We start from the raw sequence: 15,900 nt of genomic DNA on the forward strand, positions 1-15,900 counted from the left end.
GAGCAATTATGGAACAACAAAATAAATATATCAGTGCCTTAGACATTGGTACGTCCAAGGTCATTGCCTTAATCGGTGAGATTCGGGAAGATAACGAAATCCACATTGTTGGCTTGGGTCAAAGCCCTTCACGCGGCCTGCGTGCAGGTATGGTGACCAACATTGACGCCACTGCACAAGCCATTCGTCAGGCGGTAGAAGATGCCGAGCTGATGGCAGATACCAAAATTTCCCACGTCGTTACCGGTATTGCCGGTAACCATATCCGCAGCCTGAATTCACAAGGCGTGGTAAAAATTAAAGATGGCGAAGTATCGCAAGCCGATATCGATCGCGCCATCGAAACGGCTAAAGCCATCAATATTCCGCCTGATCACAATATCTTACATACCGTGGTTCAAGAGTACATCATCGACAACCAACCCGGTGTGAAAGAGCCTATCGGCATGAGCGGCGTGCGTTTGGATACCCGTGTACACATCATCACCGGTGCGAACACTGCTTTGCAAAATATCCAAAAATGTATCCAACGTTGCGGCCTGCAAATGGATCAAATCATGCTTCAGCCTTTGGCAAGCGGTCACGCCGTTTTGACTGAAGACGAAAAAGATTTGGGCGTGTGCGTCATCGATATTGGCGGCGGTACGACCGACATCGCGGTTTATACCAATGGCGCCATCCGCCATACCGCGGTTATTCCCGTTGCTGGCGATTTGATTACCAAAGACTTGGCACAAGCCTTGCGTACGCCGCACAGTGCAGCCGAGTACATCAAAATCCATTACGGTGCTGCTATTCCGACTATGGACGGCTTGGATGAAATGATTGAAGTTCCTAGTGTTGGCGACCGTCAATCACGTCAAATTTCACGCCGTGTATTGGCTGAAATCATCGGCCCGCGTGTAGAAGAGATTTTGGAATTGACGCTGAACGAATTGCGCCGTTCCGGCTTCCCTGAAGAAGTGCTGACTTCCGGTATCGTTTTGACCGGCGGTGCTTCTATGTTGACTGGTATTGTTGAGTTGGCGGAAGAAGTCTTTAATTTGCCGGCGCGTATCGGTGTTCCACAAGAAATGGGCGGTGTGTCCGAGCGTATCCGCAATCCACGCTATTCAACAGCGATCGGCCTGCTTCAGACGGCCTATGCTGCCGAAGAGGGTGAGCAAACCAGCCGAACCGGTGCGATTGCCCTGAATGATTCAGGCAAAAAAATGGGTCTGTGGGAAAAAATCCAAAGATTCTTCAGAGACAATTTCTGATAAAAGTTTTCAGGGCAGGCGGTGCAGCAACCGTTTGTCCTGAATATTTAAGTGGAATTAAACGGTTTTAAATAATTGCCAAGTGAATAATTTAAAACTTGTATATTTTCTGTTAAAAAATGTAGTAAAAATATAACGCCGACAGCCGAATGGTAAGAAGATTTTTGCCAGTATCTGAATACTTCTTATATAATACGGATAATGAGTTATTTTTGAACCGTCCTTATAAAGCGGGGCGCGGAGGATTATTGAATGGAATTTGTTTACGACGTAGCAGAATCAGCAACGAGCCCTGCTGTTATTAAAGTTATCGGTTTGGGCGGCGGCGGCTGTAATGCCATCAACAACATGGTTGCCAACACTATTCATGGCGTTGAGTTCATCAGTGCCAATACCGATGCACAATCATTGGCTAAAAACAATGCGGCTAAACGCATTCAATTGGGTACAAACCTGACTCGCGGTTTGGGCGCCGGTGCAAATCCTGAGATCGGTCGCGCCGCTGCCCAAGAAGATCGCGAAGCCATCGAAGATGCCATCCGTGGTGCAAACATGCTGTTCATCACTACCGGTATGGGTGGCGGTACAGGTACTGGCTCTGCTCCTGTTGTAGCTGAAATCGCTAAAGAAATGGGTATCCTGACCGTTGCGGTTGTAACCCGTCCGTTTGCTTACGAAGGCAAACGCGTACACATCGCTCAAGCAGGTTTGGATCAGCTCAAAGAGCGCGTTGATTCCCTGATTATTATCCCTAACGACAAATTGATGACTGCTTTGGGCGAAGACGTGACCATGCGTGAAGCTTTCCGTGCGGCCGACAATGTACTGCGTGATGCGGTTGCCGGTATTTCCGAAGTGGTGACTTGTCCTAGCGACATGATCAACTTGGACTTCGCCGACGTGAAAACTGTGATGAGCAATCGCGGTATCGCCATGATGGGTTCTGGTTTCGCACAAGGTATCGACCGTGCTCGCTTGGCTACCGACCAAGCTATCTCCAGCCCGCTCTTGGATAACGTTACTTTGGATGGTGCACGCGGTGTATTGGTAAACATTACCACTGCTCCTGGTTGCCTGAAAATGTCTGAGTTCAACGAGATTATGCGTATCGTCAACCAAAATGCACACCCTGAAGTGGAATGCAAATTTGGTGCTGCCGAAGACGAGAGCATGAGCGAAGACGCTATCCGTATTACCATCATTGCTACCGGCTTGAAAGAAAACGGTACTGACAACCAACTGCGCGCTGCTGCTCGTACCCAACAATTGGTACGTGGTGCGGAAGAAACGCCTCAAGCTCAAAGCCAAAGCAGTGCTGAAAGCCTGGTTCGTACCAACCGCAATATCCGTTCTATGAATCTGACTGCGGCTGATTTCAGCAACCAGTCTGTACTGGATGACTTTGAAATTCCGGCTATCTTGCGCCGTCAGCAACATACTTCTGAGAAATAATCAGGATCATGTATGAAAAGACCTGCCTTAAAGGCGGGTCTTTTTTATTAGCAAAATAAACTTAAGGCCGTCTGAAAGTTTTCAGACGGCCTTAAGTTCAAATAAAGCAAATAACAAACTCACCCTTTATTTAGGATTTGCTTGTTTTCACCCTCACGACGCAACTCTTTAGGCAAGACAAATACAATGCTTTCTTCTGCACCTTCTCCTTCGCGTATGGTCTCGTGTCCCCAGTTTTGAATGGTTTGCAAGACTTCTCGAACCAAGACTTCGGGCGCAGATGCCCCGGCAGTGACACCGACCTTGGTTTTGTTTTCAAACCATTCTTTCTTCAGATAGGTAGCATTATCGACCATATAGGCATCAACTCCGCGCAATGCGGCTACTTCACGCAAGCGGTTGCTGTTGGAAGAGTTGGGCGAGCCGACAACAATCACAATATCGCATTCTTCCGCCAATTCTTTAACGGCAGTTTGACGGTTGGTTGTAGCGTAGCAGATGTCTTCTTTGTGCGGATTGCGGATATTGGGGAAGCGTTGGTTTAAAGCAGCAATAATGTCTTTGGTTTCGTCTACCGATAAAGTGGTTTGGCTGACGTAGGCAAGTTTGTCAGGATTTTTGATGTTCAGTCCGGCTACATCTTCCACTGTCTCAACCAAAAACATTTTACCCGGGGGCAACTGTCCCATCGTGCCTTCCACTTCGACGTGGCCTTTGTGGCCGATCATGATGATTTCGTAATCTTGCTCATCGAGGCGGGCTACTTCTTTATGAACTTTGGTGACCAGAGGGCAGGTGGCATCAAAAACGCGGAAACCACGTTGTGCCGCTTCTTCCTGTACGGCTTTGGATACGCCGTGAGCAGAGTAAATCAGTGTGGCACCCTTTGGGACACCCGCCAAGTCATCGACAAAGACGGCACCTTTTGCCCGCAGATTGTCCACGACGAATTTGTTGTGAACGACTTCATGGCGGACGTAAATGGGTGCGCCGAATTCTTCGAGTGCACGTTCAACAATGCTGATAGCACGGTCAACACCGGCACAGAAGCCGCGGGGATTGGCAAGGATAATGGTTTTTTGAGTCATGTGCGTTCCGTTTTCAGACGGCCTTTGTGTCGTTTGAAGGTGTTTTTTTGTGCAGCAAACCGTCTATTACCAAGCAAACTGCGCCAACGCAGATAAAGCTGTCGGCAATGTTAAATGCGGGGTAGAACCAGTTTTGCCAATAGAAAAGCAGAAAATCGACAACGTGGCCGTGAATCAGACGGTCAACCACATTGCCAATTGCGCCGCCGATAATCATGGCTGCCCCCAGTTTGCCCCAGCGTCCAAACTCATCGCGCCAGATGGCACGGGCCAAATACAGGCTGATGACGACGGCCAGACCTAAAAAGAAGAATTTTTGCCAGCCGCCTTGGTCTGCCAAAAAGCTGAATGCCGCGCCTGGATTATAGGCAAGCGTCAGGTCAAAAAAGTCTGGAATGATATTGAGGCGTTCGCCTTCGGTAAAGTGTTTCAAGATTTCCCATTTGCTCAGTTGGTCAAGAATGATGGCAACGAGGGAAAGTAAGAAAAAGGGCGTTTTTGCAGAAGAGGATGAACTCATGTTTTCAGACGGTTTATGTAATAAAGGGCTTATTTTACCTGAAAGCAGGCAGGAAGTGTTTGCGATGGCATCGACGTTAAGGCCGTCTGAAAATAGAAACGCCGCCACTTGAATGTATCAAAGGGCGGCGTGGCATGTATGTGAGGGCTTATTGGTTTTTAAGTAATGGGAAGCCCAGTTTCTCGCGACTTTCAACGAATTTTTGCGCAACGATACGGCTCAGTGCACGAATGCGGCCGATGTAGGTTGCGCGCTCGGTAACGGAAATGGCGCCGCGTGCATCCAAGAGGTTGAACGTGTGGCCGGCTTTGAGTACAAGCTCGTAAGCAGGTAGGGCAAGACTGGTGTCTTCAACTGCAAGCAGGCGTTTAGCTTGTTCTTCGTAGTTGTTGAATTGGCGCAAGAGCCAATCGGCATCGCTGTATTCGAAGTTGTAGGTGGATTGTTCGACTTCGTTTTGATGATAAACGTCGCCGTAAGTGACGATGTTACCATCAAGGGTTTTTGCCCAAACGAGGTCGTACACGTTTTCTACGCCTTGCAAATACATGGCGAGACGCTCGATACCGTAGGTGATTTCACCAAGTACAGGGGAGCAGTCGATACCGCCGACTTGTTGGAAGTAGGTGAATTGGGTTACTTCCATACCGTTGAGCCAAACTTCCCAACCCAAACCCCAAGCGCCGAGAGTAGGGTTTTCCCAGTCGTCTTCGACAAAGCGGATGTCGTGTACTTTAGGGTCGATACCCAATTCGCGCAGGGAGTCGAGGTATAGGTCTTGAATATTGGCGGGAGCTGGTTTGAGCGCAACTTGGAATTGATAGTAGTGTTGCAGGCGGTTGGGGTTGTCGCCATAGCGGCCGTCTTTGGGGCGGCGGCTGGGTTGAACGTAAGCGGCAAACCAAGGCTCCGGGCCTAATGCGCGCAGGCAGGTGGCTGGATGCGAAGTACCGGCACCGACTTCCATATCGAAAGGTTGGATAACGGTGCAGCCTTTGTCTGCCCAGTAGTTTTGTAATTTGAAAATAATTTGTTGGAAGGTGAGCATGGTGGATGGAATAGATTGGAATAAAGAGGGTATTTTACTGTTTTGAGCTTGTTTTGGATAGGCTGAAGGAAGCGGCGTAGGTTATTTGCTGTTCAATAGGTCTGAAAAAGGGTCGTCTTCTGAAGAAACAGTGTATTTTTCTTGCGCCCATTCGCCTAAATCAATGAGTTTACACCGTTTGCTGCAGAAAGGGCGGTAGGGGCTGTCGGTGTTCCAAACGACTTTTTTGTGGCAGGTCGGACATTTTACAACAGGAGCGGTCATGCAGTTTCTTTCAGAGTTTTTGCAATGGATTGATAGTATTGATGCAAATGGGCAACCTTGATTTTTGCTTCTTCCATGCTATGGGTATTGTCCAATACATCGTCGGCATGCAGCAGTCTGTCACGTCGAGAAGCTTGGGTGGCCATGATTTGACGCGTTTGTTCTTCTGAAAAACCATTGCGCTGGTGTACGCGTTTGATTTGGACGGACTCTGGAACATCTACAACCAAAATACGGTCGGTCTCCGCTTTAAATGCCGGATTCTCAATCAAAAGCGGTACATCGACAATGCCGTAGGCGGATGAGGCAAGTTTTTGTTTCTGCTGTTGGATTTTGTTTAAGATTAATGGCAGAAGCAGGTTTTCCAGTTGTTTTTTAGATTGAGGCCGTCTGAAAACTTCTTCCCGTAAAGCCATACGATTCAGACGGCCTTTATGATCAAAAACCTCATCCCCGAAAAGCTGGCGGATGGCAGGAAGGGCTTCGCCGTTTTCAGCGGTCAGTGAGCGGCTGATGGCATCAGCATCGATAATGGGTACGCCAAGTTCGGCAAACATTTGGGCGATAGATGATTTGCCACTACCGATACCGCCGGTCAAGCCTATCCATAATGTCATTATCGGAATCCTGATTGTACGAGCCACCATTGTACCAGTTGGGTAATAGGTGCATTGGCAACCAAAATAATCCATCCTGCCACAGCAAGACTGGGACCAAAAGCAAAATATTGGCCTTTGCCGACACGGGCGATGAGTGCGCCCACCAGCCCGACTAAGGCAGCCATGAAGATCAGAACAGGCAAAATTCCTACGCCCAGCCATGCACCAAGCGCAGCCAAAAGTTTGAAGTCGCCATTGCCCATGCCGATTTTACCGGTCAGAAGTTTATAGACGGCGCATAAAGTATAAAGGCTCATATAGCCTGCGATTGCGCCTAAAACGGCTGAATGCAGGGGCACGAATGTATCATTCAGATTAAACAGCAGGCCGATCCAAATTAGGGGCTGAGTCAGGCTGTCGGGTAAATATTGAGTATTGGCATCGATAAAGGTCAGCGCAATCAATATGGCAGTCAGAATGAATCCGCCAATAGTTGCCCATGACCAGCCGTATTGCCATGCGACAATACCGAATAAGACACCTGTCAGCAGCTCAATCAGCGGATAGCGTATGCCGATAGCGGTTTTGCAGGAGTGGCATTTTCCTCCCAGGAAAACATAGCTGAGGATGGGGATGTTTTGCCAAAGTTTGATTGGGCTTTTGCATTTGGGGCAGCGTGAATCCGGTTTGCGCAGATTAAATGGCTGTTTTTCTTCGTCTTTCAGCTCGATGCCCAAATGCTCTTTAGAAAATTGTGTCCATTCGCGTTCCATCATTATCGGCGTGCGATAAATAACAACGTTCAGAAAGCTGCCAATCAGTAATCCCAAAATAACGGCTAAAGGAATAGCGAATGGCGCAAGAACGGAGAGGGCGTCGATGGCAGAGTAAATACTATCAAGCATATCAACCTACGACATTACCCAAGTTAAACAGAGGCAGATACATGGCAATCAGCAAGATACCGATGAGCGAACCCAATACCACCATGATGATAGGCTCCATCAAGGCAGATAAGCGGGAGACGGAGTTGTCTACTTCATCTTCGTAGAATTCGGCTGCTTTGTTCAGCATATCGTCCAAAGAGCCTGACTCTTCGCCGATGGCTGCCATTTGGATCACCATATTTGGGAACATATCTGTACTTTGCATACTGGATGTTAGCGACAGGCCTTGGGTTACCTTGGCTCGAATATCTTGAGTGGCTTCTTCATAGAGAATATTGCCGGATGCGCCTGCAACTGAATCTAATACTTCCACCAAAGGAACGCCGGCTGCGAAGAGGGTGGAAGTCGTACGCGCCCAACGGGCGATGGTCGCTTTTCGGACGATGGTGCCAAAAACAGGCAGTCTCAAAATCAAAGCATCGATTCGTTTTTGGAAAGTAGGCGATTTTTCATGGAGTTTGTACAGGCCGAAGGCCGAAACAATCAAAAGGATGATCATAATCCAGCCGTAGTCGACGAATAAATCAGACAAGTTCATGACAAGTTGGGTAAGGCTTGGTAACTCTGCACCCATATTGGCATAAACTTCTTTAAAGGCAGGTAGCACAAACATCATCATGATGAAGATAAGCGCAATCGCCACCACGATAATGGCAATCGGATAGGTCAGTGCGGTTTTGACTTTTTTCTTAATGGCTTGGGTTTTTTCTTTATAGACAGCCAGTTTGTCCAATAAGCTTTCCAATACGCCGCCGGACTCGCCTGCGCTGACCAGATTGCAATAGAAGCGGTCGAAATATTTTGGATATTTGGAGAATGATTTGCCTAATGCGCTACCTTGTTCGACATCGGAGCGAACCTGCATCAGCATTTCGGTCATGCTCGGATTGGAGTGGCCGCGAGCAACGATTTCAAAAGCCTGCATCAGCGGCAAGCCTGCCTTCATCATCGTTGCCAGTTGGCGCGTAAACACCGTGATGTCTTCTTGGGTAATACGGCGTTTGCGTGCGGTTTTAACTTTGCTGATACGCAAAGGGCGAATGCCTCTGCGTTGGAGTTTTTTGCGTGCTTCTTCTTCGTCTTTGGCAACTACTTCACCACGGACAAGACGTTCGGTCTCGGTATTTTTTCCTTCAAATGTAAAACGCTTGCCTTTGCTTCTTGAGCCGAACAGACTTCTTTTTTGCTCTGCTTGAGCCATGAGTTATCCCTTGTTTGTAAGAAATAAAGCGGACTGTTTCCCCGTACCGCTTTATTTTAATTTTCGAAAATATGGCAGTTTAGTCATTGGTATGAGCAGTCACTTCTTCCAACGAGGTCAGGCCTTGCATGACTTTCATGAGGCCGGCACGACGCAAGTCTACCATGCCTTCCTGATAGGCCATGTTCATGATATCAACTTCTGTACCGTTGTTCATAATGACTTTTTGCATTTCATCGCTGACCGGCATGACTTCATAAATACCGATGCGGCCTTTAAAGCCTTTGCCGCGGCAGCTGTCGCAGCCAACCGGGCGGTAGAGTTTCCAATCTTGAGCCAAGTCTGCATCGGTAAAGCCGGCTTTTTTCAATGCTGGAACCGGCGGGCGCTCAACTTCGCGTTTGCAGTTTGGACACAGTCTGCGCAACAACCTTTGCGCCATAATCAGGCTGACCGAGCTGGCGATGTTGAAAGGCGCAACACCCATGTTCAAAAGGCGGGACAGCGTGGCTGGTGCATTATTGGTATGCAGGGTAGAGAAAACCATGTGGCCGGTTTGGGCGGCTTTAATGGCGATGTCGGCGGTTTCCAAGTCACGAATCTCACCGACCATAATAATATCAGGATCTTGACGCAAGAAGGATCGGAGTGCGGCAGCAAACGTCAGGCCTTGTTTTTCATTGACGTTGACTTGGTTGACGCCTGGCAGGTTAATCTCGGCCGGATCTTCTGCCGTTGAAATATTCACATCTTCTGTGTTCAAAATACTCAGGCAGGTATAGAGCGAAACGGTTTTGCCCGAACCTGTCGGACCGGTAACCAATACCATGCCGTAAGGGCGGTTGATGGCTTCCAGCAGCATTTCTTTTTGGAAAGGCTCCAAACCGAGCTGGTCGATATTGAGCGATGTACCATCGGAATTTAGGATACGCATCACCACTTTTTCGCCAAACAATGTCGGCAAAGTGCTGACACGGAAGTCAATCGGACGGCCGTGTTTATGGAAGGCAATTTGAATTCTGCCGTCTTGCGGAATACGTTTTTCGGAAATATCCAAACGCGCCATCACTTTGATACGCGATGCCAACTGGCCGCGTACGGCGACAGGCGGCTGTACGACTTCACGCAATTGCCCGTCCACACGGAAACGGACGCGCGCCATTTGTTCGTAGAATTCAAAGTGGATGTCCGATGCGCCCGCGTTCAGGGCATCGGATAAGGTTTTGTGGATGAAACGGGGGATAGGGCCGTCTTCAGCTTCTTCATTGTCGATATAAAGCGATTGCGATTGCTGCGTTGCTTCATGTTCGTCGTTGATTTCTTTCAGAATGGTTGTCGAACGTTGACCCAGCCATTCCAGCAATGAGCTGAGCTGGTCGTCGGGAACTACGACCAAGTCGACACTTAAACCTGAAGCAAAAGCGATTTTTTGAAAGTTTTGGATTTGGGTTGGATCGGATACGGCGAAATAAACCTTGCGTCCGCGTTTGAAAATCGGAATGCAACGGTTTTGCACCATTTGCTCTTCCGTCAGAATGTCGCTGACTACATTATTGCGCGGGTAGTAGTGCAAATCCAAAAGGGGATAGCTGAATACGCGCGCAACTAACTCCCCCAAAGCTTTAGGGGAGATGATGCCGTCTGAAAACAGGTTGGGCAGGATTTCTTTGCCTGATTGTAAAAGGTTGTTGTAATGTTCCGCTTGTTGATTTGAGATGGTCTGGCTTTGAACCAAAACACGCAATAATCCGACACTCATTTTATTTTCCGTTTCTTGTGCAGTTTTCCCTTTAATTTAGAGGAAAGCCGTATTATTTTATCATTATTATGATTAAAGCATATATTTAATTATGCAAATCTGCTTAAGTTGCAAAGACATGCTTCTGCTTTAATTGTATTTTTATTTCAGACGGCCATTATAAAGCAAGGAGAATAGGCGTTAAACTCGATATTTTTGGATTATGATGAAAAAACAACAATTTTGTCGTATGAATCCAATCAATAACGAAATTATATTTCATGTTGCTATTGCTTGTTTGGAGATGGCAGAAAAGGTTGTTTTGATGGACAGACGGTTGGAATTTGAAATATGAAAAGGCCGTCTGAAACTGAGCAATCAGGTTTCAGACGGCCTTTTAGCTATTTAAATCCGATAGGATTGATTAGGCTTTGTTTTTCAGACGGCCATGCAATTCCTGTACGCTGTACACGCCCAAGTGTTCGCGGCTTTTTGCGCCTTCGCTCATGGCTTCGCCGCCGGCGATGGTGGTGTATTGCGGTACGCGTTGGGTGAGGGAGGTGCGGCGGATACTGTGGCTGTCGGTAACAGATTGTACTGTGCTGCCGACGGTGTTGACCACCAGTGCGATTTCGCCGTTTTTAATTGCGTCCACGATGTGTGGGCGGCCTTCCTGCACTTTGTTGACCGCTTGCACGATGATGCCGTGTTCTTTCAAGTATTCGGCGGTACCGCGAGTGGCGCAGACACCGTAGCCGAGTGCTTGGAAGTTTTGTGCGGTTTTGACGATGAGCGGTTTGTCTTCGTCGCGTACGGCGAGGAACACTTTGCCTGTTGTGCTCAAGCGTTCGCCTGCGCCGAGTTGGGCTTTGAAGTAGGCTTCGCCGAAGCTTGCGCCTACGCCCATGACTTCGCCGGTAGAGCGCATTTCAGGGCCGAGAATGGTGTCCACACCTGGGAATTTGATGAATGGGAACACGGCTTCTTTAACGGCGTAGAAGTCCGGGATGACTTCTTTTTCTACGCCTTGCTCTTTCAGCGAAATGCCTGCCATCACGCGTGCGCCGACTTTGGCGAGCGGTACACCGGTGGCTTTGGATACGAACGGTACGGTACGGCTGGCGCGTGGGTTTACTTCCAGTACGAAGACCACGCCGTCTTGTACGGCAAACTGTACGTTCATCAAGCCGACCACACCCAGTGCATATGCCATGGCTTTGGTTTGACGGCGGATTTCGTCTTGAATTTCTTCGTCCAATGAGTATGGAGGCAATGAGCAGCCGGAGTCGCCGGAGTGGATACCTGCTTGTTCGACGTGTTGCATGATGCCGCCGATCACGACATCTTGGCCGTCTGAAACGCAGTCTACGTCCACTTCGATGGCGTTGTTCAAGAAGAAGTCGAGCAATACAGGGCTGTCTTCGGAAACTTGTACGGCTTCGCGCATGTATTTTTGCAACTCTTCGGCAGAGTGAACAATCTGCATGGCGCGGCCGCCGAGTACGTAAGAAGGACGGACAACCAACGGATAACCGATTTCTTCGGCCTTAACGAGGGCTTCTTCTTCGTTGTGGGCGATGCGGTTAGGCGGTTGGCGCAAGCCTAAGTCGTTCAATACTTTTTGGAAGCGTTCGCGGTCTTCGGCGGCGTCGATGCTGTCGGCAGATGTGCCGATGATGTTTACACCGTTTGCCACCAAGGCATTGGCCAGTTTGAGCGGGGTTTGGCCGCCGTAATGAACAATCACGCCCCATGGGTTTTCAGTGCGGACGATTTCCAATACGTCTTCCAAGGTCAGCGGCTCGAAGTACAGGCGGTCGCTGGTGTCGAAGTCGGTGGATACAGTTTCCGGGTTGCAGTTGACCATGATGGTTTCAAAACCGGATTCGCGCAGGGCGAGTGCGGCATGAACGCAGCAGTAGTCAAATTCAATACCCTGACCGATACGGTTTGGGCCGCCGCCGAGAATCATCACTTTTTTACGGTCGGAAGGACGGGATTCGCATTCTTCTTCGTAAGTGGAGTAGAGATAAGCGGTTTCGGTGGCAAACTCGGCGGCGCAGGTGTCAACGCGTTTGTAAACCGGATGCAGGTTCAGCGCGTAGCGGTGTTCGCGGACTTCTTTTTCGCTTACGTTCAACAATTGTGCCAAACGTTTGTCAGAGAAGCCTTTGCGTTTCAGACGGCGTAAAGCGGCGTAATCCAAGTCTTGCAACTGGCCGTCTGAAACCGATTTTTCTTCTTTCACCAAGTCTTCGATTTGCGCCAAGAACCAAGGGTCGATGGCGCAGATTTCGTGGATTTCGTCCAGAGTGAAGCCTGCGCGGAACGCATCGGCTACAAACAACATACGCTCAGGGCCCGGGTTGGCAAGTTCGCGGCGGATTTCCGCTTTGTCTTCGCTGCGCGGATTGAAGCCGCACAAGCCGGTTTCCAAACCGCGCAAGGCTTTTTGGAAGCTTTCTTGAATGGTACGGCCCATTGCCATTACTTCGCCCACCGATTTCATCTGCGTGGTCAGGCGGTCGTCTGCGGCGGGGAATTTTTCAAAGGCGAAACGCGGGATTTTGGTCACGACATAGTCGATGGAAGGCTCGAACGACGCGGGCGTGCGGCCGCCGGTAATATCGTTGCGCAACTCATCCAGCGTAAAGCCGACCGCCAGTTTCGCCGCCACCTTCGCAATCGGGAAGCCCGTTGCTTTGGAAGCCAGCGCGGACGAACGGCTCACGCGCGGGTTCATCTCAATCACAATCATCTCGCCGTTTTCAGGGTTCACCGCAAACTGCACGTTCGAGCCGCCCGTGTCCACACCGATTTCGCGCAATACTGCCAACGAAGCATTACGCATGATTTGGTATTCTTTATCAGTCAATGTTTGTGCAGGCGCAACAGTGATGGAGTCACCGGTATGCACACCCATTGGGTCGAAGTTTTCAATCGAGCAGATAATGATGCAGTTGTCGTTTTTATCGCGCACCACTTCCATCTCGTACTCTTTCCAGCCGAGGACGGACTGCTCAATCAACAGCTCATGCGTAGGCGACGCATCGAAACCGCGTTCGCAAATCGCCAAAAACTCATCTTTGTTGTAGGCAATGCCGCCGCCTGAACCACCCATCGTGAAAGAAGGACGAATCAGGGTAGGGAAGCCGACCTGTTCTTGCGCTGCCAAAGCTTCGTTCATGGTGTGGCAGACAAAAGATTTCGGGCAAGACAAACCGATTTTTTCCATCGCTTCTTTAAAGCGGCCGCGGTCTTCCGCCTTATCGATAGCATCTTCGGTCGCACCGATTAATTCGACATTGTATTTCGTCAACACGCCGTTGCGCGCCAAATCCAGCGCACAGTTCAGCGCAGTCTGACCGCCCATGGTAGGCAGAATCGCATCAGGTCGCTCCTTGGCGATAATTTTTTCCACCGTCTGCCACATAATCGGCTCGATGTAGGTAACATCCGCCATTTCAGGGTCGGTCATGATCGTGGCAGGGTTGGAGTTTACCAAAATGACTTTATAGCCTTCTTCACGCAAGGCTTTGCAGGCCTGTGCGCCCGAATAGTCAAATTCGCAGGCCTGACCGATAACGATAGGGCCGGCGCCGATGATAAGGATGGATTTTAGGTCGGTACGTTTAGGCATGGGTGGGTCTTTCTTAATTTAGTAACTTGATTTGTTTCTGTGTATCTGAGAAACAATGAATTTATCAAACAAATGTGTATTGGGTATTATCCAATATAAAATTCATTAAACTCTTTGATTAAAATAAGATTTTATAATTAGGTTTATCTATACCTTAGATTAATTAATGTCATTGATCTTCTGTATGAAATTGCAGCTCTGCTAGTAGGGCTAGCTTGTCTAGATAGGATTGCATATTTTCTTTTGAACTAGTGGGAATACTTCCATCATTGTATAAGTAAATATTTGAAGTGTCGTTGCTTTTTTTGTAAGAAAGTTTTTCCGCTAATTTTGGAGTTAAATTTTTGATTTTTACAAAAATTGGTAGTTGGTTATAGTCTTTTCGTTGTGTAAAGCCAATTGGCGCATATTCTCTATTTAATACTACATAACTTCCGTCTTCTTGTTTTTCTAAGCAATATGGTAAATGAACAGAACGAAAATCATATAATGGCATTTAATTCTCCAAGTAGCTGTGGAGTAGGTTGAGCTAAAACTTAATGAAATTTTTTTCGTTATTTAACGAACAGTAGGTTTAATAACTCAACCTCCCAAAGGATTAAAAACTAGTGACAAATGTAATCAAACCCAAAATGATGCCCGGGGCATTTGCCAGCATGACGGGGTAGTCGCGTTTTTCTTTTAAAAAGCCGTAGGCAACCCATAATGTGCAGTTGATGGCGGCGACGAGGGGTTGCAACGGCGAGCCGGGGTTGCCGGCAAGGTTGTTTTGGATTTGTGGGATATAGGAAACGTACATACCGACGGCGGTCAGGGTGGCGACGACGGAAAGAATGCGCATTTGCTTTTCTGTCATGGTTCTTCCTTTCTGATTAGAGGGTTGGGTTTCAGACTGTGTAGATGTTGAGAGGGTGTCTGAATTTATTTTTTGAGGTTTGGTTTTCAGACGGCCTGTTGTTGAGTTGAGTGTGGCCGTCTGAAAAAATCAGCTTTATTGTTTTGCTGCTTTGATATTGTCAATAAATTTGTCAAACAGATAGCCGACATCTTGCGGACCCGGGCTGGCTTCGGGGTGGCCTTGGAAGCAGAACACAGGTTTGTCTGTCAGTTCGATACCTTGCAAGGTGTTGTCAAACAAGGATTTGTGGGTAATGCGCGCGTTGGCGGGCAGGGTATCGGCATCGACGGCGAAACCGTGGTTTTGGCTGGTAATGACGACTTTGCCGCTGTCCAAATCTTGTACCGGGTGGTTGGCACCGTGATGGCTGAAGCGCATTTTCAGGGTTTTTGCGCCGATTGCGAGGCTGATCAGCTGATGTCCCAAACAAATGCCGAAAATCGGTTTGCCGCTTTCCATCAGTTTTTGTACGGCTTTGATGGCGTAGTCGCAAGGCTCGGGGTCGCCGGGGCCGTTGGACAGGAATACGCCGTCAGGATTGAGTGCCAACACGTCTTCCGCGCTGGTTTGTGCGGGAACAACGGTCAGGCGGCAGCCGCGCGAGGCGAGCATGCGCAGGATGTTGGTTTTGACGCCGAAATCGTAGGCGACGACGTGGTAAGGCTGTTCGGAAGGAGTAACGAAACCTTTGCCCAATTCCCATTCGCCTTCGGTCCATTCGTAAGTTTCTGTGCAGGAAACTTCTTTTGCCAAGTCTTTGCCGACCATGCTGCCGAATGCGGCAATCAGTTCTTGTGCTTTTTCAACGGTGGCATCTGCACCGGTCAAGATTGCACCGCCTTGCGAGCCTTTTTCACGCAACAGGGTGGTTAGGCGGCGGGTGTCGATATCTGCGATGGCGACGGTTTGGTTGCGTACCAAATAGTCGTGCAGGCTTTCAGAGGCGCGGAAGTTGCTGTGTAAGAGTGGCAGGTCGCGGATAATCAAACCGGCGGCGTAAACACTGCGGCTTTCTTCATCTTCGGCGTTGGTGCCGGTGTTGCCGATGTGTGGGTAGGTAAGGGTAACGATTTGTTTGCAGTAGGAAGGGTCGGTCAGGATTTCCTGATAGCCGGTCATGGAAGTGTTGAACACGACTTCGCCTGAAGTCGAACCTTCGTAACCGATTGATGTGCCGTGAAATACGCTGCCGTCAGCGAGAACGAGAAGAGCCGGAGTGGTCATGATGGAATCCTGTTTGCCTGAT

At 48.8% G+C, this 15,900-nt stretch carries 14 protein-coding genes; 2 read left to right on the forward strand and 12 right to left on the reverse strand.

From position 1 onward, the window contains the following. Positions 1-8: 8 nt before the first annotated feature. Entirely contained in the window at positions 9-1,259 is a 1,251-nt protein-coding gene (gene ftsA / locus HMPREF2696_RS05185; protein ID WP_004518873.1) for a cell division protein FtsA, read from the forward strand. A gap of 252 nt (positions 1,260-1,511) precedes the next feature. Beyond that, positions 1,512-2,711, forward strand: coding sequence for a cell division protein FtsZ (gene ftsZ / locus HMPREF2696_RS05190; protein WP_004518872.1), 1,200 nt, complete (start codon positions 1,512-1,514; stop codon positions 2,709-2,711). A 119-nt stretch (positions 2,712-2,830) separates the two neighbouring features. On the opposite strand, the gene ispH is transcribed toward ftsZ, so the two are convergent. From ispH to carA, 12 genes are all read right to left on the reverse strand, one after another. Further along, on the reverse strand, positions 2,831-3,799 hold the full coding sequence (gene ispH, locus HMPREF2696_RS05195; RefSeq protein WP_004518871.1) for a 4-hydroxy-3-methylbut-2-enyl diphosphate reductase: 969 nt from the start codon (positions 3,797-3,799) through the stop codon (positions 2,831-2,833). 13 nt (positions 3,800-3,812) lie between these two features. Further along, on the reverse strand, positions 3,813-4,319 hold the full coding sequence (gene lspA, locus HMPREF2696_RS05200) for a signal peptidase II (RefSeq protein ID WP_039861846.1): 507 nt from the start codon (positions 4,317-4,319) through the stop codon (positions 3,813-3,815). A 148-nt stretch (positions 4,320-4,467) separates the two neighbouring features. Beyond that, on the reverse strand, positions 4,468-5,367 hold the full coding sequence (gene glyQ / locus HMPREF2696_RS05205; protein ID WP_004518869.1) for a glycine--tRNA ligase subunit alpha: 900 nt from the start codon (positions 5,365-5,367) through the stop codon (positions 4,468-4,470). Positions 5,368-5,448: 81 nt separating this feature from the next. Beyond that, on the reverse strand, positions 5,449-5,631 hold the full coding sequence (yacG, locus tag HMPREF2696_RS05210) for a DNA gyrase inhibitor YacG (RefSeq protein ID WP_004518868.1): 183 nt from the start codon (positions 5,629-5,631) through the stop codon (positions 5,449-5,451). After that, the gene (gene coaE, locus HMPREF2696_RS05215; protein WP_004518867.1) at positions 5,628-6,248 is read right to left on the reverse strand and encodes a dephospho-CoA kinase; all 621 of its coding nucleotides are present in this window, start codon (positions 6,246-6,248) and stop codon (positions 5,628-5,630) included. The genes yacG and coaE overlap by 4 nt, the downstream gene beginning before the upstream one ends. Continuing rightward, entirely contained in the window at positions 6,248-7,135 is an 888-nt protein-coding gene (locus tag HMPREF2696_RS05220) for a prepilin peptidase (RefSeq protein WP_004518866.1), read from the reverse strand. The genes coaE and HMPREF2696_RS05220 overlap by 1 nt, the downstream gene beginning before the upstream one ends. A 1-nt stretch (position 7,136) precedes the next feature. Next, positions 7,137-8,378: a type II secretion system F family protein gene (locus HMPREF2696_RS05225; protein ID WP_004518865.1), complete on the reverse strand. Its 1,242-nt coding sequence runs from the start codon at positions 8,376-8,378 to the stop codon at positions 7,137-7,139. Between the two features lie 79 nt (positions 8,379-8,457). Further along, the gene (gene pilB / locus HMPREF2696_RS05230) at positions 8,458-10,137 is read right to left on the reverse strand and encodes a type IV-A pilus assembly ATPase PilB (protein ID WP_004518864.1); all 1,680 of its coding nucleotides are present in this window, start codon (positions 10,135-10,137) and stop codon (positions 8,458-8,460) included. 403 nt (positions 10,138-10,540) lie between these two features. Beyond that, positions 10,541-13,756 carry a carbamoyl-phosphate synthase large subunit gene (carB, locus tag HMPREF2696_RS05235; RefSeq protein ID WP_070504294.1) on the reverse strand — a complete coding sequence of 1,072 codons (3,216 nt, stop codon included), beginning with the start codon at positions 13,754-13,756 and terminating at the stop codon, positions 10,541-10,543. Between the two features lie 169 nt (positions 13,757-13,925). Beyond that, positions 13,926-14,252, reverse strand: a complete 327-nt coding sequence (locus tag HMPREF2696_RS11500; protein WP_141744529.1) for a hypothetical protein — start codon at positions 14,250-14,252, stop codon at positions 13,926-13,928. Positions 14,253-14,354: 102 nt separating this feature from the next. After that, the gene (locus tag HMPREF2696_RS05240; RefSeq protein WP_049331825.1) at positions 14,355-14,612 is read right to left on the reverse strand and encodes a SemiSWEET family transporter; all 258 of its coding nucleotides are present in this window, start codon (positions 14,610-14,612) and stop codon (positions 14,355-14,357) included. Positions 14,613-14,747: 135 nt separating this feature from the next. After that, complete coding sequence (gene carA / locus HMPREF2696_RS05245; RefSeq protein WP_070504297.1) at positions 14,748-15,878, reverse strand: glutamine-hydrolyzing carbamoyl-phosphate synthase small subunit; 1,131 nt, start codon at positions 15,876-15,878, stop codon at positions 14,748-14,750. Positions 15,879-15,900 lie beyond the last annotated feature (22 nt).

It is taken from the genome of Neisseria sp. HMSC058F07, from assembly GCF_001810035.1.
GTDB classification, from domain to species: Bacteria; Pseudomonadota; Gammaproteobacteria; order Burkholderiales; family Neisseriaceae; genus Neisseria; species Neisseria perflava.